Below are 25022 nucleotides of genomic sequence, written 5' to 3' on the forward strand. Positions count from 1 at the left end.
AAAATAAATTAAAAAATCACTGAAAAATATGTATTTGACAAGTAAATAAACATTTTATAGTTTTCAATCCGAACAGAATAGGCGTATTGAAAAATACGAAGTTGAATATGAAAATTTAAAAAAAGGTTTCTAACAAGGTGGTCGAATTTAATCCCTTTTTATTGCAAGTATTAGTATCGACAGTACCAGCTACCGTAACATCAGGTTTTTTTCCTGTGCTTGGTACTGCTGTTGCTGCTTCTTTGTTGCAAGTTGGGATTTTTTTCTTTCTGATGAGAATGGGTACAGTCATAGGAAGTATTTGTGCTCCTAGGCTTCATGAGAGTTACATGCCACATAAAATAGGTGTGGGTGCTGAAGTTGCAAATTTTTTGGTTGCTATAGCAATATTATTTGCCATTTTTTTGCAATCAAGTTTGCTACTTTTTAGTTGCGCTTTTTTTAAGGGATTGGCAAATGGATCGATATCTATTCTTCGATTTTCTTGGTTAAAGCAGCTCCCTAATTTTCAGAAATCGAGTCATTTAAATTTAATTACAAATTCATTGGCGCAGGGTGCTTATGTCTTTGTTGGTATCTTATTATTTATATCAAATTCACTTATTATGGCACAGATTGTCGTAATTGTGGATGCTATGGGTTCTTTATTTGGTGCTTGGTTATTTTGGAGTTTGCGCAATCAAAGCATTACTATGAAATATGAGCAAAGTACCAGCTTAAAATCTCGTTTTGTTACTTTAACTAAGACTCCGCAACGGCGGGTTATTTTGCTTACAGATATCTTAGTTTGCTGCGCCATGGGTGGAGCAAATATCATGCTATTAAAATATGGAAACATGTTTTTTGGTGAAAATAATGGCTATGCCATTGCCCTTGTTGTTTATGGTTTGTTTTTCTTTCTTGGTGGCAAACTTATTCAGCTTAAAAATAAAGGTAAAGTGGTAAAATTAAGTTTACCCGTGGTTATAACATCTATGCTTATTATGGTTGTTTCTTTATCACTGCTGCCTTTTGCAGAGCACTTGTATTTAAAGATTTTATTATTATCGGGAACATTTTTTTGTTACCCCATGATCTGTCTTCAAATACAAAGTGAATGGTTTAAAATTTGTGATGCTGAAGAAGCTTCGGTTATTTCTTCATCACAAATGATTTATTGTCAAATTGTGTTCGGATTTTTTGAATTTATTTACAGTATTTTAAATAACGATAATTTCGTTAGAGCTTTGTTTTTACAAATTGCCTGTGTTGTTATGTTGGTTTATACTGCCCTAAATAAAAATCGAAGAGTTCAATATGTTTAACATTTTTTTTGAGAATGAATTGTGAATTGTAATGAGAGTGAATTATTATTAATTGAGGAATTTAATAATTTGAATGGATTAGAAATGATCGAATTGATAAAATCTGAAGAAAATGCTACTTTTTATGGCTATACAAGTTAGCTTAAATGAAATTAATAATGAATTTAGGCGATAGACACAATGGTCAAAAATGTGTCAAAAAAATTAATAAAAGGTATATTTATAAGCCTAGGTGTATATATTGGGAAAAGCTATTTTTAGAAAAAAATAGCTTTTTTCTTAATGAATTGAAAGATTTTCAAAAAAATAAAGAATGCCATTTAAATAAAGATTGGCTCACCGTGTTACCTAGTTTAGAATTTCATGAGGTCGGTGAAAAATATTTATCTGGTTATGTTAAATACCAAAATTGCGATTACATTTCAGCTCCTATTTTAGGAGAGTCCTATTGGGAATCATTTGGTGCCGTTATCGGATTGCTCAGTTTATTTGGTGTCTATGATCTGCATAATGAAAATATATTAATGGGAAGAGACTCAAATAATAAAATTATTTTTGGCCCCATAGATATTGAATGTTTGTTTGAAAATTTTACATTGGTCTCACAAACCCACTTGCTGCCTTCAAAAATACTTTTAGAGCACAAAAGTGGTTTGTATAAATTAAAAATGGTATTTAATTTGTCTTCAGAAATGAATTTTATTGCTCCACTCTTATTTGGGTATATTGAATTTCTCAATTGTTTTTTAAACTTTAAAGAGTTCTTTATTAAAAAATATCCGCAAATTTTTAATTACCCTATTAGAGTCATACTTCACTCAACGGAGTGCTATAAAACAAAATTAAATCAGTTTAACGACTTTTTTAATTCAGAAGAAAGGGATCAAATTAGCAAGGGTGATATTCCCTATTTTTTTAAATACTTAGGGAGTAAAAAATTATATTATATGAATAATTCTTCTAAGAATATCACTTCTTCAAAAAGTTTGAATATTGTTTCAAATAAATTATGTGATAATCATAATACGAATAGCCTAAAAAAAATGGGATCTTTGCAAATATTTAACTACTTCTCAGATAATATTACTTTTGGCAGTGCTAAATATAAAAATCTATCTATTTTGAAAAGTAAAAACTTAATTATTATTAAATATGATAAGGATAAATGGGCAAGTTCATGTTAAATATTTTGAAATTAATTATGCTATTCTTGATATTATTACATAAAAATATCAATTGTAGTGAATTGGAAAAGAGCAAAAATATAAATATAGGTTTTTCTTATTTTTTAAAGGAAATAGATCCTATTTTGGCCTATAATCATCAACATTTTATGATAATTCAATTTATTTATCAAACCTTAGTGAGGATAAATGAAAATGGATCTTTAGTGGGAGATTTGGCTGAAAGTTGGAAAATTTCTGAAGATAAGAAAACATATTTTTTCTATTTAAATAAGAATGCCCAGTTTCACAATGGCGCCATTGTGAATGCCGATGATGTTGTTTGGAGTTTTTCGAAGCATTTTTGGAAAAACTCAGGCTCCACAACCGTAAATTATTTGCAAGAAATTTTAGAATACCCAGATAAAATCCCCGATGGTGCCCTTCATCCCAGTATAAGTGCTGTCGATAAGCATACCGTGCAATTTAAATTAAAATCGCCATACCCCCCTTTTGTATCTCTTCTTGTTATGCCTTCTTACACCATTTTTCAAAAAAATAATTTTAATGCAAAAAATCCTATTGGTTCGGGTCCCTATAAAGCCGAATACAATTCAAATAATAATAATTGGATTATGAGAAAAAATAAAAAATATATTGGAAAATTGCCTAAGACGGAATCCTTTTACCTGTATGAATTAAAAAATAGCAAAGATATAAAAAATATTGAAATAGAAAAAAATTTAGATGTCGTATTGGATTATTTTACAGAGGATATGTATGCTGGTATAAAAAGAATAAATAACTTTGACATTAAAAAAATTAGCAATTTAAGAAATTTACATTTGTATTTTAATATGAATAAAGGCTTATTTAAAAATAAAAAACTTCGTAAAGAATTGAGTGTTTTAGTACAAAAACCTTTTGCAGCGGAAGGTTTTTATTCCCATATATATAAATTTAACCCAACTTATTTTCCTAAGGGGATATTGTCATATGAGTATTACAATGGAGATAATAATTTAAATGAATTTGATAAGGGTTTTATTTTTAAATCTCAATTACCTTCAAAACTTCATGCTTTAGTACAAAAAAAATATCTCGACTCTAATATTATAAAAAAAATTGAAACGCAATTTCAAAGTATTGGAATTAATATAATATGGAAGGAGTGCGATAGTGGTTATATGGAGGAGTTAGCAAAAAATGATTACGATATACTTTTAGCAGGATATTCTTCTAACTTTCCCGACCCCGATGGATTAATCGATCCCTTAAGAAATAATTCAATATTTAGCTATGGCAATATGCCCTCTGAAAAACTATTTCAGAGTCTTGCTGAATTTCGTCATATAGATAATCCCAAAGAAAGGCTAAAAAGTTATTCCAAAGTCTTTAAAGATTTTGAGCAAGAATATTATTTTATCCCACTGTTTCAATCGAGCTTACCTATTTTAATAAAGAAGAACTTATTTTTACCAGAAGCAAAATTTTATTATGAAAGTGAATTGTGGAAAATTCATTGGAAGAAATAGACTGTTAAACAATCATTCAATTTGGTGGTTATATGACCAAAAAAAAATTGTTAAAGTTTCGGAAGTCAATATTTATATTTACATTTTCACTGTTTTGTTCCGTTTTTATAGTGTACACTTTTATTTCCTATTTTCTTGTAAAAACAACCTTAGAAGATTCTTTTAAAGACAAAATATTGGTTTCCCAAAATTTATTTGCCGACTCCATTCACAACGATATTTTAACCGGTTTTTATTCTGAAGTATTTCGTAAATGCAAAATATTTTATGAATCCGGTGGTTTGGATTTTATTAATGTAACCGACTCTTCCGGTAGTAAAATTTGTGATTTTAAAAAGGAAAATATTAGAAATTCCAATTTGGGGTTAATCACTTCAAACACTTATTTTGATGAAGAGAAAAAAATTAGCGCTGCTACAATTTCAGCAAATTATTCCGATTTAGGTATGCGCAAGGTTTTAAATGATTGTTTGTTTATAATTGTATTTGCTTTGGTATTTATAGCTTTGTTGTTGTCCGTTTTTATAAATTATTTAAGCCGCTATTTTGCTTTACCCGTGCAAAAAATATCGCAACTCTTGCGGAAAGCCAGTGTCAATGAAATTGCAAGTTCCCACAATCACTTCAAGTCCAACTTCGAAGAGATTGTTTATTTAAACCATTCCGTTGCCGAAATGGCAAAGAAAATTGTGGAATCGCATAATGCACAACTGCAACAAAAAGAAATTGAGGCCGTTGCCAAAATTGCGGCTCAAGTTGTTCACGACATACGCTCTCCTCTTTCTGCTTTAAATGTTTATGTCAAATGTGTTACTCAATTGCCCGAAGAGGAACGGGTTTTTATTCGGACGGCTGTGGATCGCATTAATGACATTGCTAATAATTTGGTTCATAAGTTTAAAAATGAAATGGTTCAAAAAAAGAAGGAACCAGGCTATGAAATTGTTTCCACTCTACTTGAAAATATTGTTGCTGAAAAAAGAGTGATGCATTCAGATAAAAAAATTAAATTTGATCTGCATATTGCTCCAAATGCGTATATGGAGTTTATCAAAGTCAACATGGTAGAATTTCAATCGGTCATTTCAAATTTAATGAACAATGCTGTGGAGGCCATGGGAAACTCAGGCGTAATTAAACTCATATTGGAAAACCGGAATGAGTATTTATGGCTGACTCTTATTGACAGTGGTTGCGGTATGTCTCCTGAATTTTTGCAAAAAGCGATAGCGGGAGGAATGACTACAAAAACTCACGGTGTGGGTATTGGCTTGTCGAGTTCGGTACGTATTATCCAAAATTGGAATTGCAAAGTAGATATTCAATCCCAAGTAAATGAAGGGACAACCATTTCTATTCAAATGCCTATAATTTCGGCTCCAAATTGGTTTCCTCAGGAAATAAAGCTATCGCCAAAGAGCACTCTGGTGATAATTGATGACGACCAATCCATTCACGATATATTAATGCGCCGCTTTGCCAGTCTTATTAAATCTTCTGATGATATTCAAATTGTGAACTTTAAAGATCCACAAAAATTTATTGAGTTTTATAATCAATATGATAAAACAAGGGACATTTACTTTTTGTTTGATTATGAATTTATTGGTAGCAACTTAACAGGAACAGACATTATCAATCAATTTAATTTGGGAGAAAAATCCACTTTAATTACCAGTTATTTTGAAGACACTCATGTTCGTAATAAATGCAGTCATTTAGGAATTAAAGTCATTCCTAAGAATTTAGCCTACTATATTCCCATTCAAATTAAGCTGTGCTCCTAATTTTTTGTGATGAATGATTAAAAATTTATCTTATGAAGTGGAACTGCCGTTATAATTTATTAAATGTTTAAAAATAAAGCTGTTTAAAAATATTTATTAATTAAATTGCTAAAAAAAATAACAAAAAATGAAAAAAGTTAAAAATTAAAATTTTTTATAAAAATGTAAATATAGATTTGACAATTTAAAGGAAATTATATAATACCTTGTTGGTAAGATAATATTCACAAAAAGGGACGTGAATATTATCTTATTTTTTTTAAGTATTTCATATTCAACTCTGTTCGGTTCATATCAAAACTCAGACATAAATTTCTCTCAATAGTAAATTAGGTTGATTTTAAATGAAGTACGTTAAAGTAATAATTATTTTATTTTTTAGTTTTTTCCAGTGCTATTCCTTTTCCAGTATTAAAAGTCATAAGCAAGATAAAGTCATTCATATTGGCATGACCATGTTTTTAAAAGAATTAGACCCTGTAAAAGCATGGAGTCACCAACACTATTTGCTTTTTGCATGTGTATATGACACTCTTGTGCGTTTGGAAGAAAATGGTTCTCTTAAAGGACGTTTGGCAGAACGTTGGACAGTTTCTAAAGATCTCACCACATATACTTTTTATATCAATAAACAAGCCCTGTTTCATAATGGTGATACGGTTACCACGGAAGATGTGGCTTGGAGCTTGTCGCGGCATTTGTGGTTTAATTCGGAATCGAATACACTAAGCTACTTACAAAATGTACTTAAAAATTCAGAAAATATTAAATATGGCGAAATTATACCTAGTATTGAAGTCGTGGACTCTCATACCATTAAATTTCATTTAAAAGCTCCCTATCCTCCTTTTGTTGGAATATTGAGTTCGGATTTATTTGTCATTTATCAAAAAAAGAATTTTGATCCTAAGAAACCGATGGGCTCAGGTCCTTTTAGTGCATATTATGACACTAAAGATGAGAAATGGATTATGAAAAAAAACAAGAATTATTTTCTTGAAAAAATCATCTCAAATGAAATTCATTTTTATAATTTAAAAAATACTAAGGACGGCTATGACGATTTCAATAATGAAAAATTAGATGTGCTGTTAGGATTTCCACCAGAACATAAATTAGCTGTATCATTTAATGATAACTTTAATATGGAAAAAATAAGCAGTGCGCGTTTTGCCCATTTATTTTTTAATCACAACAAAAAAATATTTCATAATAAAATGTTTCGTGAAGAATTAGCCTACATAGTGCAACAACCTTTCGCAGATGAAAATTTTCATTCTCATATATTCAAATACAATCCGCATTTTTTTCCCAAAGGCATAATGCCCAAGAATTATTATAATAGAAAACCAATACCCTATGTTTCCCATGAGGAATTTAAGAAAAAATGGAAGTATCCTAAAAAATTTGTCATTTTAATTAATAAAGAATCTTTAGCACCACATATGATGCGATCATTTGAAAAAGCTTTTGCAACAGTCGGTATTAGAGTAGAATGGAGAATTGTTTATAATAGTATGATTGAGGAACTAGCTAAAAAAGAATTTGATCTTGTTTTAGCAACATATTCTTCAAATTTTCCTGACCCCGAAAGTTATTTAGATCCTTTAAGGCAAGAATCTAAATTTTCATTTGGAAATATACCATCACAAAATCTTTTTCAAAAATTAGAGACTATTCGCTACACTCCTAATCAAAAAGAACGTCTGCATAAAATTGGAAAAATATTTCAAGAATTTGAGGAGGAGTATTATTTTATTCCCCTATTTCACATGCATTATCCCTATATTTTATATAAAAATGACATCCATGTTCCCGAAGCAAATTATTATTATGAAAGCGAAATGTGGAAGCTGCATTGGAAAGAGGAAGCAAAAAATTAAAAACGCAATTTAAAAAGTTGTTATTTCCATATTGACAACATAACCTTCATGGCGTCGCATATTAAAAACCTGTTCACCGAAAAAAAGATATTGTCCCTTTATTCCTGTAATCACTCCCTCAATTTCTGGATTTTTATCTAGATTTATAGATTTATATTTCGCATTGGCATTATTCTCATTTAAATTAAATTGAATGGCAACAATTACAGGATTTTCAATTAATTTTATTTCATTAGATAAATTTAAATGCGGAGGTGTTGTCACAATTAATTCTTTGTTACTTTCTTTTACTTTGCTTTTTAACCAATTTTGCACTTCTGTTACTTTTTGATTAAATTCATCATAGCTGGGGCGATCATTTCCTTTTTTTAGCATATTGAGCCAGTGGCTTTTGTCGTGCAATATTTCTTTTAAAGCATGTTCCAATACACCTGCTTGATGTCGGGAGGTCACACGCGCCAATAGGGCGGCACTTGTTGCACCTTGATCGATCCACCGTGTGGGAACTTGACTGTGCCTTGTAATTCCTACTTTATATTTGTCTGTAAAGGATAAATAAACATAATGCGGTTGGTAACAAAATTCATCCCCCCATTGTGGTTCGCGGCACGTACCCTTCATATAATGACACAAATGGGGGCTCATAATGCATGTGTCTGCTGATGCTTTTCTTTTAAAGCAAGGAAAGCAAAAGCTATCAAATAATTTTTTTACGGTTTTTTTACAGGAGACACATTGAAATGTATTTAAATGTTTTATTTTAATTTTTGACCCTAAAATAATTTCAGTGTTATTGTTTATTTTGTATTGAAGATTTATAATAACATGATCTCTATTAAAAGTTACTTTATTTTCCAGATCCTTTGGCGAGAAGGGCAGCAACTCTGTAATGAAATCGCAATGTAATTTTGTAATTGGATAATTCTGTTTTTGGAATGAGAAATTCATGATTGACACCTTTTTCGTCAAAGACTAAACATAGTGGCTAGAAAGTGTTGATTTCAACACAACTCTAAATTCTGTAAAATGTTAATTACAGCGCAGTCATGCCGATAACAGATTATGTCTTCTGTCATGAAACGGAGCCCTCAGGTGAAGCTAAGGAATATCAACAACTTAATAAAAAGTTCGAACCTTTCTAAGAAGAAGCAACGCGCTTTTGTGAGCTTGCTATTTCCTTTTTTCTTTTCTCCTTTAGTGGTGAGCTGCCAAAGTAGCATGAACCAGCGCGCCGCAAACTTACATATCGCTCCTGAAAACACAAGGTTAGCCGAAGCTAATAATTCCAATGACAATGAAGCTAATTCTTCATCGACATCTAAGGTGCCGTTTCTACAAGAACAATCTGAATTTGACTACGCGGCTGCAAAAAAACCTGCTACTTCTTCAAAGTCAATGCAAGTTGCTAAAAATAATAATAAAAAACTGAATGAGGGGTTGCTTCCCAAAGCTCCCGAGTCGGAAGATAGCACAAACTTTTCTGATGGCGAGAGCGGTGAAACCCTGCCCGTTGATGAGTTTGAGGATTCAGAAAATCTTGTTTCAAATTCGTCCGATAATGCATTGAGCGCGGAACAACCCTCAGACAATAGCAATTATGCAGATACAACTGACGATAACTTATTGCTATGCGAAGATAATGTTTATTACAATTCGTGGCGTGAGCAATTTGATCGCCTTTGGCTTGCTGAAAATTCAAAAAATTATAAATCTGAATCCTCACGAATCAAGGCTTTAACTCAAGCAAGAACAAACGAGTTTATTAAAATTGTTTATCCTGCTATTGAAAAAACGGGATTTGATTTCCCAGTAGTTATAAATCAACAAGTATTACAATGGGTTAACTACTTTAAAAGTACGGGTAAAAAGAGCTTTTCGATGTGGCTGTCCCGTGGTCGTATTGTCATTCCTGAAATGCAAGTCACGCTTGAGAAATATGGATTACCTAAAGACCTTGCTTATTTATCCATGATTGAATCGGGCTATAACGCCAAAGCACTCAGTTATGTGGGTGCCGTAGGCCCTTGGCAGTTTATGCCTGCCACGGCTCGTGAAAATGGCTTGAAAATTAATGATTACGTGGATGAGCGTCGTGATTTCAAAAAATCCACCGTAGCGGCAGCAAATTACTTATCTAATTTATACACACAGTTTGGAAGCTGGCACTTAGCGGCGGCAAGCTATAATGGCGGCCCCGGTTTGGTGAGAAGAACTTTAAACAACTATGGCAGCGACTCTTCTTTCTTCCAATTGACCTCTATGGGCGTTGTGAATAGAGAAACAGCAGACTATGTGCCAAAGCTCATAGCTGCTATGATCATTGCTAAAAATCCGGAAAAATTTGGTTTTGACACTTCTCATTCCTCGGTTGTTTCAGCAACAAAAAGCATTAAATTAACACGTTCTATTTCTCTATCTGAGCTCGCAAAGAGCCTTAAAATGGATAAAAGTGTTCTCGAAAGTTTAAATCCAGAATTGCGTTTAGGTCTCACTCCTCCGCCCCAAGCCACTTCGGGAGGGGTCTTTGAATTAGAAGTTCCTGCTGCAAAATATGATCATGCCTTAATGGCATTAAACAATATTCCTGACGCTTCAAATAAATATTTAATTGCGGCACGCATCAAAAGACGAGAAACCGTTTCTGCCTTTGCTGCCCGTTACCACTTGAATACCACATCTGTCTTAAGTGCGAACGCTCATTTAAAAATGAATTCTCATTTGCACAAAGGACAAGTGGTTTATATCCCTATTTCTTTGGGTACAGGACAATATGAGCGTTTATCGAGCGGCAAGTTCAAAAGCCATAGCAAAATGGCGAAAGGAACTTCCTCTAAGCATTCACACTCTGTGCATAATGTTTCAAATAAACATAAAAAAATGATTGCTACAAAACCCTCTTCTAGCAAGGTAAAGTCATTCGTCAAATCTAAAAAAAATAGCGAATCTACTACTGCTGTTTCTTCCCGCAAAAAATCAACTAATAAAAAAGTTGCCATTTCTGGGCAAAGAAAAAAACAACTTCGCCCCCGCTGATTGATCTTTATTACAAAAGTATGCTACATCATCGTCACCACAAACAGGGGAGAGCTGGCAGAGTGGTTGAATGTACCTGATTCGAAATCAGGCGTGCTCGCAAGGGTACCGAGGGTTCGAATCCCTCGCTCTCCGCCATTAAAATCTACCGTTATTACAATTATTTATATGAGTCAGTTTGAATCCTTTTTTGCCGCAAATCTAACGTGATGTAAATGCCAGTATAAACAAATTTAACGCATACAAGAATATTTTCTCTATTTGATAGGTAGGCCGACTCGTACGAAGAGAAATTTGAGCTAGTTTTACTTCTGTATCTAGGGAATCCTCTCCCTCAAAAAATCTACGTTAGGAGGTTTTTTGAGGGAGGAGGGATATCAATGATCTCTTTTAAGTAGGTTTGTTTGTTTCGATAGGTTTGGCAAGTTTGAAAAAAATAAGTAAATATATTTTTATTGCTGAACATCAATTCTTTAGATTTTTGAATATTTAAACGACAGAATTTCTTCATTCCGCTATAAAACTCAGGATGAAACTGTACTCCTAAAACAAGCGATCCCATTTTTGTTTCAATGGATTTAACGACATAAGTGTTATCTGCAGATACTGAGGTCACAGTCAGTCTGTCTCCAAGCTTATCTACGCACTGTCTGTGCAATGAAACACCAGAGTGAATTGAATTCTCATCAAAAATTTTGAAGCGAGTATCTTCCTTTGCAACAATGTTGAAGTTTTTAGTATTTATTAAGCTGTGTTCGTCTTTAACGCTTTCAATTGTTCCCCCAAAATAGACATTGATAATCTGGCAACCGCGGCAAATACCGAGTAAGGGAATTCCTTTGGTAATGCAGCGATGTATGAGAAAAAGATCGGTCAGGGTTCTTCTGATATCTAAATAGGGATTGCATTTTTTACTTACATGGGAATAAACATAATCTTCAATGTCACTTCCCCCAGGTATAATAATGCCGTCGGATTTGTCTGCGTTTTCATAGCAATATTTTTTAATTTTATTGATTTCCGGCATGCTATTAGAATGTTCAAGGAGATATTCAATAAATTCATTTGTATGGAGTGATGCCGAGCGTTTAGGTATGGATTTAATTTCCATTTCAAGTGCGGGTACATTAATTGTTTTTAAAAACTGCTCAATTAAAATGGTGTTGTAGGAATAAAGATTTTCAATAATGTTTCTCACTTTGGGTGTCGTGAAACCCGTATCTTCGAAATTCCAGAGTAGACCAATTGTCATAGGACTTTTATTTTTGTGGTAATAAAATTGGACATTGTTACAAAATTTTCTGCCTAGAGAAATCTTGTTTTCTAAGTTGAGAAAAATATTGCTAATATAGTGATTATCAATAATGGAGCAATAAGTTTTTTCCGATAAATTGAGATTTTCTTTTAACCATTCCTTGAATGATTTAATATTAAGAAGTTTATTGTTATTAGATACTTCCTTTGGTTTGATAAAAGGATTGCGATGAGATTCGAAGGTTATAAAAAGAAAGGCTAAAAATTTTTGGATACTCCTAGGGAAAACTTTTTTAAATATATAACTTTCATTTTTATTAAGTTCTGTTATGTTTTTAATGAAATTATTACTAAAAAATTTCTTATCATCAATTTTTTTGCAAATACAGACTCTTAAGATTTCTTGAATATTGCGAGAGTTTATGCTGCCTTTGGCAATATGTTCATTGATTTCATTGATACATTCTTGGAGAGCTTGCTCTTTGCTTTTATTTTTTTCAAGCTTTCGACCTGTAAAACATTGAGTGTAAGAATTGCGTATGATTTGCATGGATTTTCCAATCATAAGTTGACGTTAATATAATTATAATTGCATATATGAATTTTAACTCTAATACGCAGTTCTGTTGAACTGGTCATATTTAATTAATTATATATGTGAAATTATTTATAAATATCCTTTTTTAATAAGATGAGTCAATTGCATATAATATAATAATAACAAGTTTATGTTATATCATTAAAGAATAAGATTCAATAGGGTAAATTTTACGAAATAATTGAACAAAATGATTGAAATTAAAGATAAATTGAGGATTAAATTAAGTATTTTTGCAATAAAAAATTTATTATTATTTACTTTTAAAGAGAAGGAATAATTTCAAAATTTGTATTTATTTTAAGCTTATAAAATGAAATATTATTTCTACGTTAAATTTTTAGAGTTTTTTAATTTATGACTTCAAGTAATATCGCTATAAATTAAACAGTTTTTTAAATTTAACTAATTTTTATAAATTTATTAAACTATTTTCAAGTAAAAAGTATAAATTATCTATAAATTGAGTAAAAAAATAAATTCATATCTATTAAACATTTTTAAAATTTAATGTATATCTGACAGATTGATTCACGTGTAGTTGCAAACTTATTTTTGTTATGAATTCTAATTAAGAGATTGAAAATGTTTTCAGTTTACAATGACAATTATATTTTGCCTTTTTATTACGTAAAAAAACCAGATTATGAAATATATTCTGACATAACTCCTTCTGATCAAGGATTAAAACAAAGAGAATTTAAGGGGCAATTGAGCACTTATTCTCCTGTAGTAGAAATTAATGATGTTTCTTTAAATGTTTCATTAACTCTAAAATTATTTTGGCAAATATATGGTGTTGATCCTTGGGTTCGTGAAACCAATTACAATTCGCAGGTTTTTATCAAATACAAAATGAATGACAGTTGGTCATTTATGACATTTTATGATCATGAATCCAATGGCAGAGGAGGAATATATGAGAGGGCATGGGATCGTTGGACGAATACCGTTCAGCATAGCGTAAAAAACTTCAATTTATCTTTAAGCATATGGCCTTTGGTTCGAAATTATGAAACCACGCATGAAGAAGGTGAATATATTCAAAATTATTTAGGCTATGAGAATATTACAATGTCATATAAAACAGAATTATGGGAAAGTAAAATATCCATTCAAAATTTAGAAAACATAGATCGAATTCAATTTATATTTTCACAATCTTTGCGCGTGTACAAAGACTTCGGATTAATTTTTCAATATTTTCGAGGATACGGACAAAGTCTTATTGAATACGATCATTTTACTGAGGCTTATGGAATAGGTATTAGGTTTTATTAATAAAATTTTTCAGTTGACTTTTTTTATTAAAAAAATATTCAATAAAGTGGAAGACATATATTTAATATTTGAGTATATATCAATAATACTGAATTTTATTTAAAAGTTAACATTCTTAATGTCTTCAAATAGAAATCTCCATAGTGAACCACTCAAATTATCACTATGGATAAAGCTTTATTGAAACTAGTTTAAATCATACAAAATGAGATTTCAAATATCATTTTGTATTTATTCCAAAATATTCTGTTTCAGATATCGTGAGATTTATGAAAGGAAAAAGTGCTATTTCAATTGAAATAAATTTTTGAAATATGAATTATATTTTGTGATAAATAATATATCTAAAAATTTTTATATAAAACCAAATTTTATTTTAGTATTCAAAAAAATGTCAAAATAATATTAGTTGATTATTTTTGTTATAATATATTATAATTTTAAATGAATTTTAAAAATAAAATTAAAGGATTTAAAAATGAAAAAAATAAAGATAATTTTATTATTACTAATTTTAGAATTTATTTCATGTAGATGCTCATTAAAAAATAATACTCTTCCTCAAATTCAATCACAAAATATAGTGCAGTTCAGAAGTCCAAAAATTTATGAAAACCCAATTGAAGTTTTTAATTTTAATGGGAAATTCGGTGAGGTTTTTATATTAAATAAATCAAAATTTAATATAATTCTAAAAAATAATTCAAATAAAAATATTACTATTAATAATATCACATTTACTAATACTACATTTAAGTTTGACTTACCATATCCTGGAATATCAACTGCTAGTACAAAACTTGGATCAGATTTGCCATGTGGAATTATTTTAAATAAAAATAAAAGATGTATTTTTTCAGTCACCTTCCAACCAGTTTCAGAAAGGGTTGAACTTGGAAAAATTGTTATTGATTTTACAATAAACACTATTATGAATAAATATACTTTTGAAATAAGTGGAGTAGGAAAAGAAAAATCATTTGCCCTTAAAGAACTTGAAAAGCTCAAAACAACATTTAGCAAAGTAGCTAAAAGGTCGACTCCAAATCCTCCAACAACTAAAATTATAAAAAGTATTTTAGCAAATGGGCATTCCAATAAATTTGTTTATGATGATTTTTTTGCATCATTTAATAATAAAAGCGTAAATGTTTTACAAAAACAACTTAGTGTTAATCGAACTATTGGTTATACATATAGATCTGATTTTAGACCGCCTGAAAAACCTTGGATAAACTGCGATGATGATTGGAAAAAGGGTTTTTCCTTAAAAGATCCCATTTCAAGCCGAAAAATTACTTATCCAGGTCATTCCGTAGGAACAAATTGTGGTATAAAGGATATTGGGGGTTTTTTTCCTTCTGTTACTAGAAAAAAAGATATTGAAAAAATTAACAAAATGTTAATAAATTATAAAAAGGAAACTGGCAAAAATTTTGATCCTAGCAAAGATAATTTTATGATTTTAAATAAATATCCAAATAATGTTCCTCTAACTACGGCACCAATTTCTGATCAATTAAATTGGTGGCTACAGAGTGTATTAAATTTATCTGGTCATGTTTTTTCAGATTACAGTTATAAAGGTTTCATTTCTACATCTACAAATATAAATTTTATTATTAATAATTGGTCTGGGGGAACTCTTTCTAATGTATATGTTGTTTATCAAGAAGGTGGATATTTATTACCTAATCGTTCTAATCCAGATTTTAATCTGGACAATGGAAGTCATTTTGTAAAATTTAATGAAAATGAAGTTGCTGTTCCTGGTGCCATATTATGGGAAGATGTTATGGCTTATGTCTCAATCCCTGAAAAAGATATTATGGTAAGAGATGGTTTTGAAGCAATGGACAAAAATGCGTATGATATTATCATAAATGATCTTTCATATCTTTAAAAATTTAATAAACTGTGACATATTCAATTTAAATAGGATTATATACAAAGAAAAGATTAACTACTGAATTTTGAAGCTTACCTGGCTAAAATGGTTGTCTTTTAATAAAAATCAATTTAAAAAAGGAGACAAGAGAAATATTAAATAAAGAATCTATGTTTATCTAATATCATAAATCAATGTAGACAAATTAAAATCATTTTGTTTAGCAATATCGAGCAATTTTTGAAGAGTTTCAGTATCAATAGTTTCATCACGAGTCAAAATCCAAAGCATATCTTTTTTAAGAGTTCCAACGATAGCGTATTTATATAAATCATCTACAAAATATACGTAATAATTGACTCCATTAAAAAAGTTAACAATTTCAGTAACCCAATTAAAACTTACAATCAAACTACGGCCACTTGGATCTTTAGTATTGACTTTTGCTTTTCCAACAATCTCTTTTAGAGAGCCATTAGCTTTAAAACATGTATTAATAACTTTAACATTGCCATCCTCCTTGATTGAATATTCTGCTGTTGAAGAGATACAATCTTTTTGAAAAAAAGTGGGTAAATGAGCTTGCTCATACCATTTTCCCATATAACGAGGTAAATCAAGATTGCAACTAGAACTGCTAATCATTAGAGTATTTGCCTCCATATGACACAAAGGAAACTGAGAACCAGAATTGTCTTCATTTGCAAAAGTTGTACATCCTAAAACCAGAATAAATACTAAAATTAACAGTTTTTTCATTTTAAAATCTTTCAATTAAAGTTGAGAAAAAGAATGCAATGAAAAATTTATATACTGAATTATTTCTGTTGTAAATTAAGAAGCTTCTGTTGTAAGCAAAACATCTTTTTCCATTTTTGTATTTACAACCTTAGCCACGCAGGAGTCGGACCATACATTGAGAGAGGTTTCAATCATGTCAATGACGCCGTAAAAGGGAATAATAATTCCAAGTAATGCGATGGGAACATTCATGCTGGCGAGGAGGCTTGCGCTTAAGAAAAAACAGCCCATAGGCACGCCGGCATTTCCGACAGCGGCAATAGTTGAGATAAATATCCAAAGAATCATTGTTCCTATAGAAATTTCCATGCCATGATTCTGCATAAGAAAAAGAACTGTTGTGAAAATAAAGGCAGCACATCCATTCATATTAATTGTTGTGCACAAAGGTAATACCAGGCGACTGACTTTGGGGTTTACATTTGCATTTTTTTCGGCAGTTTCTATGGTAACAGGTAAGGTACCAGCAGATGATTTTGTAAAAAAGGCAAGAGAGAGAGCGGGGAGCATGGCTTTCATTGTTTTGAAGGGGGGAATTCCATTAGACTTAAGCCAAACAGGTAAAATAACAAATCCTTGAATAAGATTGGCCAAAACAATGATCGCAATGTATTCCCCAATTCCTGCAAATTCCATTCCGCTTTGAATTTGAGTTACCGTAACAGAAATAAAACCAAATAATCCGAGAGGAATAATTTTAATAATCCATTTTGTGATGACAAGAAATAAGGAATGAGCACCTTGGAAAAAATTTAAGATTGTTTTTTTAGATTCAGGTTCTGGAATAAATCGGATGGCAATTCCAGTGATTATGCCAATAAATAAAACTGAAATCACTTGTTGGTTTAAAAAAGGAGAAAGAATGCTTGAAGGGATGATATTTGACAGATGTTCGAGATAGCTAATGTCATCTGTTTTAGGAAGTGCTCCCTTTGCGCTGAGTATTTGGATGTTACTGGGTTTGACAATTAAATATAAAATACAGCTAACAGTAGCGGCTAAAATGGTCGTTGTGATGGTATAAAAAATGGTACGTTGCCAAATTTTCTTGCTTGACTGATCGGCTTTGTGACTCGATAGCGTTACAATTAAAGACAAGGCAATGATAGGAAGGCTGATGCATTTGAATATTTTAATAAAAATATCAGATATAAATTGTGCGAAATCCTGTAACATTATGTTGTTTGAAAAGCCGCAGGCAATTCCAAGAATGATCATGGTAAAATAAAGAAAGGGGGTATTCATAAAAAAATTTTTACGAAAAGTGGAAAATAAACTCATGATTGATCCTTTATAGGAATTAAAATTCATTTTTTTAAAGAAAAATAGAGATTGATGGAATTAACAACAACAGAAGAGTTTTAGTTTTCTGTTGAGATTTTCAGAAGGGCTATTTAATAAAACTATAAGAGGATTCATGTACCATTCTACCAGTTGATTTTACTAAGAAAAATACCATACAATTTATGACTATAGATGATTTTTTTTAAGTTGTCAATTGAGATAAAATAATTTACAGGTTTTAAACCTTGCGATTCTTGAGGAATGGTAAGTTCAATTAGGAATTTAATATTGAGAAGCATTCATAAGTAATGTCTTTAAAAATCATTATTTTATTTATTTAATGATTTATCATATTAAATAATTGGGTCTTTTAATATGATTTGAAAAGAGGACTGCCGGATGATGAATTCTTTTGTTTTTTTAATTGTTTCAATTGTTTTTGAAGTTTTTGCAACATCGGCATTAAAAATGTCTGAAGGATTTACTAAAGTATGGCCCACATTTTGTGTTATTTTAGGGTATGGTGTGGCCTTTTATTTTTTATCTCTTAGCACGAAGCAACTTCCCTTGAGTTTTGTTTATGCGGCGTGGTCGGGCCTTGGTACAATTCTTATTTCCCTTGTGGGTTATTTCTATTTTAAAGAAACTTTTGATATTTTAAAAATTATTGGATTATTTTTAATAATTTTAGGTGTCGTTTTTATGAAGTATTCCAATGTGCAATTAAAATAGGAATATTTTTTTTAGGAAAATTTTACCTTCTTGTCATGAATATGAATGAATATTATTTAGAATAATTATAAGTGCTATATTTATATTGAATATTTTTGTCAAAGAAGGTACTTAATGCCATTTTCTGTAAAAAAAATTATTTTATCTTTAATTGGTTTTATCGTATTCATAATTGTGACCTATTTTATATATCAAAATGTTTTTTATGTCACCACAGATAATGCTCAAATTGAAGGACATGCTTTATTAATCTCACCGAAAGCTTCAGGGTTTATCACTAAAGTACATATTATACAAGGACAAAAAGTAAAAAAAGGGCAAATATTAATTGAAATAGATGATCGTGATTATGTTTATTCATTAAAGCAGTCTAAAGCAAATTTAATTTCATTAAATGCAAAAATGCGAGATATTGAAATCAATTATAAAAGAACTGAAAAATTATATAAAATTGGCGCTGCAACTCAACAACAATATGATTCTGCATTAGCAAACTTTAATGACATTCGTGCGCAGACAGAAAGCGTTCAGGCTCAAGTTTTGCAAGCAGAATTAATGCTAGAATATGCTAAAGTAAAAGCACCATCGAATGGAGTTATAGCTAAAACGTCAGCTGAAATAGGTCAATTAGCAAATATTGGTGTTCCATTAATTGGATTTGTCGATTCTGATGAGAGATGGGTAACAGCAAATTTTAAGGAAACAGAGATTGAAGATATTCGTATTGGAGAACGTGCGCAAATCGACGTCGATGCGATTTCAAGTAAATCATTTTTAGGAACTGTATTTTCTATGAGCTCAGCAACCGGAGCAACTTTCACTTTGTTACCTCCCGATAATGCAACAGGGAATTTTACAAAAGTTGTTCAGAGAGTAGCAGTACGAATTAAATTTGATAAATTATCTGATCAAGATATAGAACTATTAAAAAATGGACTTTCTGTTATTGTTAAGGTTCGTAAAAGCCGGGAAAATTTATGAGTTTGACCTCGCGTCTCATAATTTTTGTTGCTGTACTCGCCTCACTACTTGAAATTATCGATACCTCCATTGTCAATGTTGCTATTCCTACCATGATGGGAAATCTGGGCGCCACACTTGATGATGTCAGCATGGTTGTAACAGGTTACACTGTTGCCAATGCCATTGTTTTACCTGTCTCTGCATGGTTGGGTGAGCGTATAGGAAGAAGAAGATATTATTTATCTTGTATTGCCATATTCACAATCACATCTGTTGCCTGTGGTCTTGCACCCAATTTAACTTCCTTAATTATTTTTAGAATCTTTCAAGGTCTTGCGGGAGGAGCATTGCTTCCTACCTCTCAAGCCCTTATTTATGAGCAATTTCCAAAAGAACAGGCAGGAACGGCTGGAGCTATTTTTGGCATGAGCGTAATGGTGGGACCAACCTTGGGTCCTGTTTTAGGCGGCTATCTGACTGATAATTATGGTTGGAGATCTATTTTTAATATTAACTTGCCTATTGGAGTTTTAACTATTTTTATGGGTCTTATGTGCATTCAAGATCGCACAAATGCGGAAAAAAATAAATCAAATTTAGATATTTTTGGTTTTATATTGCTTGTTCTTGGAATTGGATGTTTGCAATTTTTATTAGAAAGAGGGCAGGCTGATGACTGGTTTGAATCAAAAATTATTTTGACTTGTGCTATTGTCTCAATTATTTCAATTATTTTATTTATTTGGTGGGAACTTAAAGTCAAATTTCCAATAATTAATCTTCGCTTATTTAAAGAACCAATTGTTGTTTCGGGTGTTACATTAATGGGTTGTTTGGGTTTTTTTCTTTATGGAGTTGTATTTGTTTTACCAGTATTTTTAAATAGTACTTTTAATTATACTGCGGTTCAAATTGGCGAACTTTTTATTCCTGGTTCCATTCTAACAGCAATGTTAATGCCTTTAGCTGGAAAAAAAGTCCAAACAATTTCAGATCCCAGAAAATTAATAGTTATTGGTCTTATTGGAGTCGAAATTTGTCTTTATATGATGTCTTTTTTCTCTCCATTAACATCGGTAAATGAAATTTTAATAATGCTATTTATGCGTGGGGCGGCTTTAGCGTTTTTATTTGTACCCATTAATTCTACAATTTTAAGTCAATTCTCTGGTTATGAATTGGGACAAGTCGCAGGTTTATTAAATTTATTTAGGCAAATTGGGGGAAGTATAGGTATTGCTGTTATAGATACTCTATTAGCAAGGCATATTAGTTATAACTATAATGAAATATTGTTGCATGTTTCGAATTTAAGTACGACTTCAATTAATGAATTAAATTCGTCTGCAAGTAATTTCTCGTTCAGATTTTTAAAAGATATCGGATTATCTAATTCTTCTAATGCCGCTTTGCTGAGTTTATATAGCCGTGTTCAGCATCAGGCCTTTGCTTTGAGTTTTTTACAGCTTGTGCAAATCATGATGATCATATTTGCAATTTCTTTTTTACCCATAATTTTTATTAAGCTTAAGAAAAAAGTAAAAAATGTATCCAATTCCCATTAAAAAAATTAAAAGGCATTTGCACCAAGGCGATCATTTTTTATTTTTTCTTTTTTTTCACTCTGCAATTCAAGAAAAGTGCGAATAATATTTTGTTGCACTTTATTTGTTTGTAAGGAAGGACAAGGAATTCGGACTATCATATCGATTTGATTTAAATTTGAAATGGAAAACTGGACGCGTGGTTCAATACTTACAGGCCCTAATACAAAAAAATGTTTTTCACTAAGGTAAAAACGTTTTGCTTCCTCAAGATATGACTTACAGGATTCTTGTGCAGCGAAAAGTAAATTTGCTTCACAACTTTTCCAATCCTCATTTTTTGAAATAGGGACAATAAAAGTATGTAAAGTAAAACTTTCGCTGTGACTTTCTTTTGCAATGGAATTTGTCAGATAAATACTGTTGGGAATGACCAATGTTCTTCCTGTATATTGATAATGATCTTTGCCAGGACCAATTTCAAGTAATGTGGTACTCATAAATTTAAAATCAGCGACTTCACCACGATAATTTAAAATTTCAATGCGATCGCCAATGGAAAAGGGTTTGGCAAGCCATTTGTATAACCCTCCGATAAAACATAAGAAGAATTCTTTTGTAGCAATAGCAATAGCTGCGGCAATGGCTACAAAGGAGATGGCCATAGTTTTTAATTCATTGGACCAAATTGTGATAATTGTGAAAAAAATGAGAACAATAAAAGCATTATTCACGCGTACAATAATGCTTCGTTTTGTTTCTGCTGGAGATATTTTTGATTGTGAAATTTGTTTTACTACTAAAAATCGTATGGCAATTAAAGAAAAGAAAAAAATAGCTGTTGTTACAATATGTTGAAAATAAAACTGAAAATCAGAAAACGAAGTCATTTTTAATACCTAAACAGGCTTTTTTATAAGTTAACTTTTTAATTTTATTGAAGCTTAGCCTGTTCTTTTGTTGCTTCATGGGCGATTTTTATCATTTTACTTTTCATAAAAAAGTAAACAATACCACCTGTGAAGATCACTATACTGACAATTAAAAAAGTTTTAAAGGGTGTGTCTAAAGAATCTTTTCCTATTTTTGCTGCAAGCAATCCTGTTAAGCCAAAGGTTGCTAAATAAAAAGACTGAAATAATGATTTGTAACGTTGCGGCGCCATGACACTTATTGTTGACATCATGACAGGAGAAATAATGGTTTCACTAAGTGAAAGAATAATAATAAATAGCATGATTTCATAATATTGGAATGGTTTTGTGCCTTCTGCAACACCTTGGCCAATATAGGAAAGATAAGTAAAATAAAATAATCCGGCGGCAGATAAAATGACAGCAAAGCTCATTTGACTAAAAAAATGAGGATATTTATTTTTGCGAGCCTGGCGCGCTAAAATATAAGTAATAATGGGAGTACATGTAATTATTGTTAAACTTTCAAGTGACATAAAAAAAGGGGAAGGAATATCGTAATTAAATACTGTTTTATTTGTAAATTTTTCTATATATAATGTTAAGGTACCAGATACGGCAATATTATATACAGTTGTCCAAATAGCAAAAAAGACAAAAGCAAGAGCTAAACAACCCGCAGCCTTTTTTTGAATTTTAGTCATGGTTTTACGAGGTGGTTTGGGATCATGACGACGGCGTCGAGTGAATTCTAAAACAAGGTGCTTTCTTCCAAAATAAAAGACAATCATGCCAATGATCATGCCTACACCCGCCGATGCGAGGGCAACAGGAAAGCCAAAATTTTGCATGAGCAAGCCGCCACTGATTCCAGCAATCATCGCTCCGACATTAATGCCAAAGTAATACCAACTAAAACCCGACTCACGACGGGTATCGTTAGGTTTGTAGAGATCGCCTAATAAGGAGGGCATACAGGGTTTAAAAAAACCTGTGCCTGCAGCGACGCAGAATAAGGCAATATAGAAAATTATTTCAACTTTTGAAAATAACATTAAAAAGTGGCCTAATATAATAATGAAACCACCAATTACTACGGCTTTGCCCCGACCAATGAGACTGTCGGCGCAGTAGGATCCGATAATAGGGAGGGTGTAGGCCGCTAAAGTATATAATCCAGCCAGAGATAAGGACTCCGCATTGCTCCAACCCAAGCCTCCTTTTTCAACGGAAGCGGAGGCATAGAGCACTAAAAGAAAAGAAAGTGTGTAATAACTGAAACGTTCAAATATTTCGGTGAAGGCAAGTACATACATACCTTTAGGTTGTTTGATTTTTGTTGTCATAATCAATGTCTTTCTTTGCAAAAGCAAAAAGATTGAAATGTAAAGTTTATTTTATAGAGGTAACTTAAACTTTACCGATGATTTTGACAACAAATTTTTAAATAAATATTATTGAAAATATTAAAATGTTTATAAAATTAGTTTATTTCTTTTGGGCTAAAGAAATAATTTTTCCAACAATGAAGCTTTCAGGTAAAATACGTTTTAATTTTTCAAATTCATTTTGATCAATAACCAAAGCAAAACCCATTCCCATATTCCAAACAGTAAAGGCCTCATCATCAGAAATTTCTCCTAAAGTTTGAAAATATTTAATGATTGAGGGAACGGGGATTTTTGATTTATCAATGTCATATACTAATTTTTCAGGTAATATGCGTGCAATATTTGTAAGTCCACCACCCGTTATGTGTGCCATGCCTTTTATTGTAATCTGTTTCTTTAAATTTAAAATATCTTTTACATAGAGTTTTGTCGGTTCTGTTAAATAATGTCCAATTGTTTTACCTTCAAATGGTGTTTCAAGAGTTAAATGATTGTCGGCCATGATTTTACGTACGAGAGAATAGCCATTGGAATGAAAACCACTGCTAGGTAAACCAACAATAATGTCACTTTCCTTAATATTTTTTCCATCTATTATTTCTGCATTTTGAACTTCTCCCACGGCAAAACCAGCGAGATCAAATTTATTATTATCATAAAATCCTGGCATTTCGGCTGTTTCACCACCTAAAAGCAAACAACTTGAGTCTTGGCATGCTTTTACAATTCCTTTAATAACGCGATGAGCCACATCGATATCCAGTTTTCCTGTAGCAAAATAATCGAGGAAAAAAAGGGGACGAGCCCCACAGACAATGAGATCATTCACACTCATAGCAACGAGATCTTGTCCTAAATCTTCATAGCGCTGCATTTTTATTCCCAGTTCAAGTTTGGTACCAACGCCATCGGTACAGGCAACCAAGGAGCGTTCTTCATCCAATTTATAAATGCCCGCAAAGCCACCAATAGTAGGATTAATTTTTTTGATTTTATCTACCAGTTTTTCACCGGCAATAATGCTCACTCCCGCTTTTTCATATGTGCTGCTTGAACCTGTGGATGTGCTTGTCATAAAGTAACGTTCTCCTGTGAAATGATTTTTTTAATAGATTTAATGAGTAATTGGTGCTCCAGGGGGCGCACCCGCTCTTTTAATTGTTCTGTATTTTCAAAAGGAAATACAGGAAACGATATAAAATTTAATATTTTTCCGGAATCAAGTTCAGGAATTACTTCGTGAACAGTAAGTCCCCAGTTTGTTACTTTATTATCAACGGCATATTCATAAGCATGCGCTCCTTTATACAAATGCAAGGGAGCAGGATGCAAATTAATTAAGAGGGGAGGGAAACTAAATTTATTTATTTCATTAAAAAAGATGTTTGTTAATACACGCATATAACCAGCAAGAACAATGACTTTAATATCGGTTAAATGTTTTATAGATTGTAATAAAGCAATTTCATGTTCATTGCGACTTATAAAATTTTTATGCGGAACAACATACGAAGGAATGTTGCGTTGCTTTGCTTTTGCAATCACTTTTGCATTTTCAATATTACAGATTAATGCTTTTACTTTATTTGGAAAAGCATCAGCAATTGCTTCAAAATTTGTACCCGTTCCACTAGCTAAGACGACAATCATTATAAATTTCTCATTCT

19 protein-coding genes and 1 tRNA gene are annotated in these 25022 nt (G+C 31.4%); 12 read left to right on the forward strand and 8 right to left on the reverse strand.

Features of this window, described 5'->3' with window-relative positions:
• The first annotated feature begins 137 nt into the window (after positions 1–137).
• The 5 genes from AXG55_RS05385 to AXG55_RS05405 all read left to right on the forward strand — a co-directional run bounded on the left by AXG55_RS05385 (position 138) and on the right by AXG55_RS05405 (position 7672).
• A complete protein-coding gene (locus AXG55_RS05385) occupies positions 138–1304 on the forward strand; it encodes an MFS transporter (RefSeq protein ID WP_233231397.1) in 1167 nt (388 codons plus the stop codon).
• Positions 1305–1450: 146 nt separating this feature from the next.
• Positions 1451–2488 (forward strand): DUF4135 domain-containing protein, encoded by a 1038-nt coding sequence (locus tag AXG55_RS05390; protein ID WP_148697107.1) that lies wholly within the window; start codon positions 1451–1453, stop codon positions 2486–2488.
• Positions 2482–4002, forward strand: a complete 1521-nt coding sequence (locus AXG55_RS05395) for an ABC transporter substrate-binding protein (RefSeq protein WP_233231398.1) — start codon at positions 2482–2484, stop codon at positions 4000–4002. The genes AXG55_RS05390 and AXG55_RS05395 overlap by 7 nt, the downstream gene beginning before the upstream one ends.
• Positions 4003–4034: 32 nt before the next feature.
• Positions 4035–5789 carry a sensor histidine kinase gene (locus tag AXG55_RS05400; RefSeq protein ID WP_148697109.1) on the forward strand — a complete coding sequence of 585 codons (1755 nt, stop codon included), beginning with the start codon at positions 4035–4037 and terminating at the stop codon, positions 5787–5789.
• 344 nt (positions 5790–6133) lie between these two features.
• Complete coding sequence (locus AXG55_RS05405; RefSeq protein WP_148697110.1) at positions 6134–7672, forward strand: ABC transporter substrate-binding protein; 1539 nt, start codon at positions 6134–6136, stop codon at positions 7670–7672.
• A 9-nt stretch (positions 7673–7681) separates the two neighbouring features.
• Here the strand turns inward: AXG55_RS05405 and AXG55_RS05410 are convergent, their stop codons facing one another.
• On the reverse strand, positions 7682–8620 hold the full coding sequence (locus AXG55_RS05410) for a DUF2797 domain-containing protein (protein WP_148697111.1): 939 nt from the start codon (positions 8618–8620) through the stop codon (positions 7682–7684).
• A 144-nt stretch (positions 8621–8764) separates the two neighbouring features.
• Between AXG55_RS05410 and AXG55_RS05415 the strand changes: the two genes are divergently transcribed.
• A complete protein-coding gene (locus AXG55_RS05415; RefSeq protein ID WP_233231399.1) occupies positions 8765–10705 on the forward strand; it encodes a lytic transglycosylase domain-containing protein in 1941 nt (646 codons plus the stop codon).
• 48 nt (positions 10706–10753) lie between these two features.
• Positions 10754–10843, forward strand: a tRNA-Ser gene (locus tag AXG55_RS05420).
• Between the two features lie 205 nt (positions 10844–11048).
• Here AXG55_RS05420 and AXG55_RS05425 read toward each other — a convergent pair.
• Complete coding sequence (locus tag AXG55_RS05425) at positions 11049–12509, reverse strand: gamma-glutamyl-gamma-aminobutyrate hydrolase family protein (protein ID WP_233231400.1); 1461 nt, start codon at positions 12507–12509, stop codon at positions 11049–11051.
• A 633-nt stretch (positions 12510–13142) separates the two neighbouring features.
• On the opposite strand from AXG55_RS05425, the gene AXG55_RS05430 reads away from it, so the two are divergent.
• Positions 13143–13838 carry a phospholipase A gene (locus AXG55_RS05430; RefSeq protein WP_148697114.1) on the forward strand — a complete coding sequence of 232 codons (696 nt, stop codon included), beginning with the start codon at positions 13143–13145 and terminating at the stop codon, positions 13836–13838.
• Positions 13839–14316: 478 nt separating this feature from the next.
• Entirely contained in the window at positions 14317–15741 is a 1425-nt protein-coding gene (locus tag AXG55_RS05435; RefSeq protein WP_148697115.1) for a hypothetical protein, read from the forward strand.
• A 159-nt stretch (positions 15742–15900) separates the two neighbouring features.
• Here AXG55_RS05435 and AXG55_RS05440 read toward each other — a convergent pair whose 3' ends face one another.
• Together AXG55_RS05440 and AXG55_RS05445 are read right to left on the reverse strand one after the other, a co-directional pair.
• On the reverse strand, positions 15901–16485 hold the full coding sequence (locus AXG55_RS05440; protein WP_148697116.1) for a lipocalin family protein: 585 nt from the start codon (positions 16483–16485) through the stop codon (positions 15901–15903).
• Between the two features lie 75 nt (positions 16486–16560).
• Entirely contained in the window at positions 16561–17808 is a 1248-nt protein-coding gene (locus AXG55_RS05445; RefSeq protein WP_148697117.1) for a dicarboxylate/amino acid:cation symporter, read from the reverse strand.
• 402 nt (positions 17809–18210) lie between these two features.
• Here AXG55_RS05445 and AXG55_RS05450 point away from each other — a divergent pair, with 402 nt between their 5' ends.
• From AXG55_RS05450 to AXG55_RS05460, 3 genes are all read left to right on the forward strand, one after another.
• On the forward strand, positions 18211–18543 hold the full coding sequence (locus tag AXG55_RS05450) for a DMT family transporter (RefSeq protein WP_233231401.1): 333 nt from the start codon (positions 18211–18213) through the stop codon (positions 18541–18543).
• A 114-nt stretch (positions 18544–18657) separates the two neighbouring features.
• Positions 18658–19524: an HlyD family secretion protein gene (locus AXG55_RS05455; RefSeq protein WP_148697118.1), complete on the forward strand. Its 867-nt coding sequence runs from the start codon at positions 18658–18660 to the stop codon at positions 19522–19524.
• A complete protein-coding gene (locus tag AXG55_RS05460; RefSeq protein WP_148697119.1) occupies positions 19521–21071 on the forward strand; it encodes a DHA2 family efflux MFS transporter permease subunit in 1551 nt (516 codons plus the stop codon). Before AXG55_RS05455 ends, AXG55_RS05460 begins: the two co-directional genes overlap by 4 nt.
• A 5-nt stretch (positions 21072–21076) precedes the next feature.
• Here the strand turns inward: AXG55_RS05460 and AXG55_RS05465 are convergent, their stop codons facing one another.
• The 4 genes from AXG55_RS05465 to purN all read right to left on the reverse strand — a co-directional run bounded on the left by AXG55_RS05465 (position 21077) and on the right by purN (position 25005).
• Positions 21077–21940 (reverse strand): mechanosensitive ion channel family protein, encoded by an 864-nt coding sequence (locus tag AXG55_RS05465; RefSeq protein ID WP_148697120.1) that lies wholly within the window; start codon positions 21938–21940, stop codon positions 21077–21079.
• 44 nt (positions 21941–21984) lie between these two features.
• Positions 21985–23310: a peptide MFS transporter gene (locus tag AXG55_RS05470; protein WP_148697121.1), complete on the reverse strand. Its 1326-nt coding sequence runs from the start codon at positions 23308–23310 to the stop codon at positions 21985–21987.
• 142 nt (positions 23311–23452) lie between these two features.
• The gene (purM, locus tag AXG55_RS05475; RefSeq protein ID WP_148697122.1) at positions 23453–24430 is read right to left on the reverse strand and encodes a phosphoribosylformylglycinamidine cyclo-ligase; all 978 of its coding nucleotides are present in this window, start codon (positions 24428–24430) and stop codon (positions 23453–23455) included.
• On the reverse strand, positions 24427–25005 hold the full coding sequence (gene purN, locus AXG55_RS05480) for a phosphoribosylglycinamide formyltransferase (protein WP_148697123.1): 579 nt from the start codon (positions 25003–25005) through the stop codon (positions 24427–24429). Before purN ends, purM begins: the two co-directional genes overlap by 4 nt.
• Positions 25006–25022: the final 17 nt, after the last annotated feature.

It is taken from the genome of Silvanigrella aquatica, assembly GCF_001907975.1.
Classification (GTDB): domain Bacteria; phylum Bdellovibrionota_B; class Oligoflexia; order Silvanigrellales; family Silvanigrellaceae; genus Silvanigrella; species Silvanigrella aquatica.

What these genes read in the sequence shown, in the direction of transcription:
- AXG55_RS05445 (WP_148697117.1), bottom strand. Translation starts at nt 17,808, where the DNA reads ATGAGTTTATTTTCCACTTTTCGTAAAAATTTTTTTATGAATACCCCC.
- AXG55_RS05390 (WP_148697107.1), top strand. Translation starts at nt 1,451, where the DNA reads ATGAAATTAATAATGAATTTAGGCGATAGACACAATGGTCAAAAATGT.
- AXG55_RS05430 (WP_148697114.1), top strand. Translation starts at nt 13,143, where the DNA reads ATGTTTTCAGTTTACAATGACAATTATATTTTGCCTTTTTATTACGTA.
- AXG55_RS05460 (WP_148697119.1), top strand. Translation starts at nt 19,521, where the DNA reads ATGAGTTTGACCTCGCGTCTCATAATTTTTGTTGCTGTACTCGCCTCA.
- purM (WP_148697122.1), bottom strand. Translation starts at nt 24,430, where the DNA reads ATGACAAGCACATCCACAGGTTCAAGCAGCACATATGAAAAAGCGGGA.
- AXG55_RS05425 (WP_233231400.1), bottom strand. Translation starts at nt 12,509, where the DNA reads ATGCAAATCATACGCAATTCTTACACTCAATGTTTTACAGGTCGAAAG.
- AXG55_RS05435 (WP_148697115.1), top strand. Translation starts at nt 14,317, where the DNA reads ATGAAAAAAATAAAGATAATTTTATTATTACTAATTTTAGAATTTATT.
- AXG55_RS05440 (WP_148697116.1), bottom strand. Translation starts at nt 16,485, where the DNA reads ATGAAAAAACTGTTAATTTTAGTATTTATTCTGGTTTTAGGATGTACA.
- AXG55_RS05470 (WP_148697121.1), bottom strand. Translation starts at nt 23,310, where the DNA reads ATGACAACAAAAATCAAACAACCTAAAGGTATGTATGTACTTGCCTTC.
- AXG55_RS05395 (WP_233231398.1), top strand. Translation starts at nt 2,482, where the DNA reads ATGTTAAATATTTTGAAATTAATTATGCTATTCTTGATATTATTACAT.
- AXG55_RS05450 (WP_233231401.1), top strand. Translation starts at nt 18,211, where the DNA reads ATGATGAATTCTTTTGTTTTTTTAATTGTTTCAATTGTTTTTGAAGTT.
- AXG55_RS05410 (WP_148697111.1), bottom strand. Translation starts at nt 8,620, where the DNA reads ATGAATTTCTCATTCCAAAAACAGAATTATCCAATTACAAAATTACAT.
- purN (WP_148697123.1), bottom strand. Translation starts at nt 25,005, where the DNA reads ATGATTGTCGTCTTAGCTAGTGGAACGGGTACAAATTTTGAAGCAATT.
- AXG55_RS05465 (WP_148697120.1), bottom strand. Translation starts at nt 21,940, where the DNA reads ATGACTTCGTTTTCTGATTTTCAGTTTTATTTTCAACATATTGTAACA.
- AXG55_RS05455 (WP_148697118.1), top strand. Translation starts at nt 18,658, where the DNA reads ATGCCATTTTCTGTAAAAAAAATTATTTTATCTTTAATTGGTTTTATC.
- AXG55_RS05405 (WP_148697110.1), top strand. Translation starts at nt 6,134, where the DNA reads ATGAAGTACGTTAAAGTAATAATTATTTTATTTTTTAGTTTTTTCCAG.
- AXG55_RS05400 (WP_148697109.1), top strand. Translation starts at nt 4,035, where the DNA reads ATGACCAAAAAAAAATTGTTAAAGTTTCGGAAGTCAATATTTATATTT.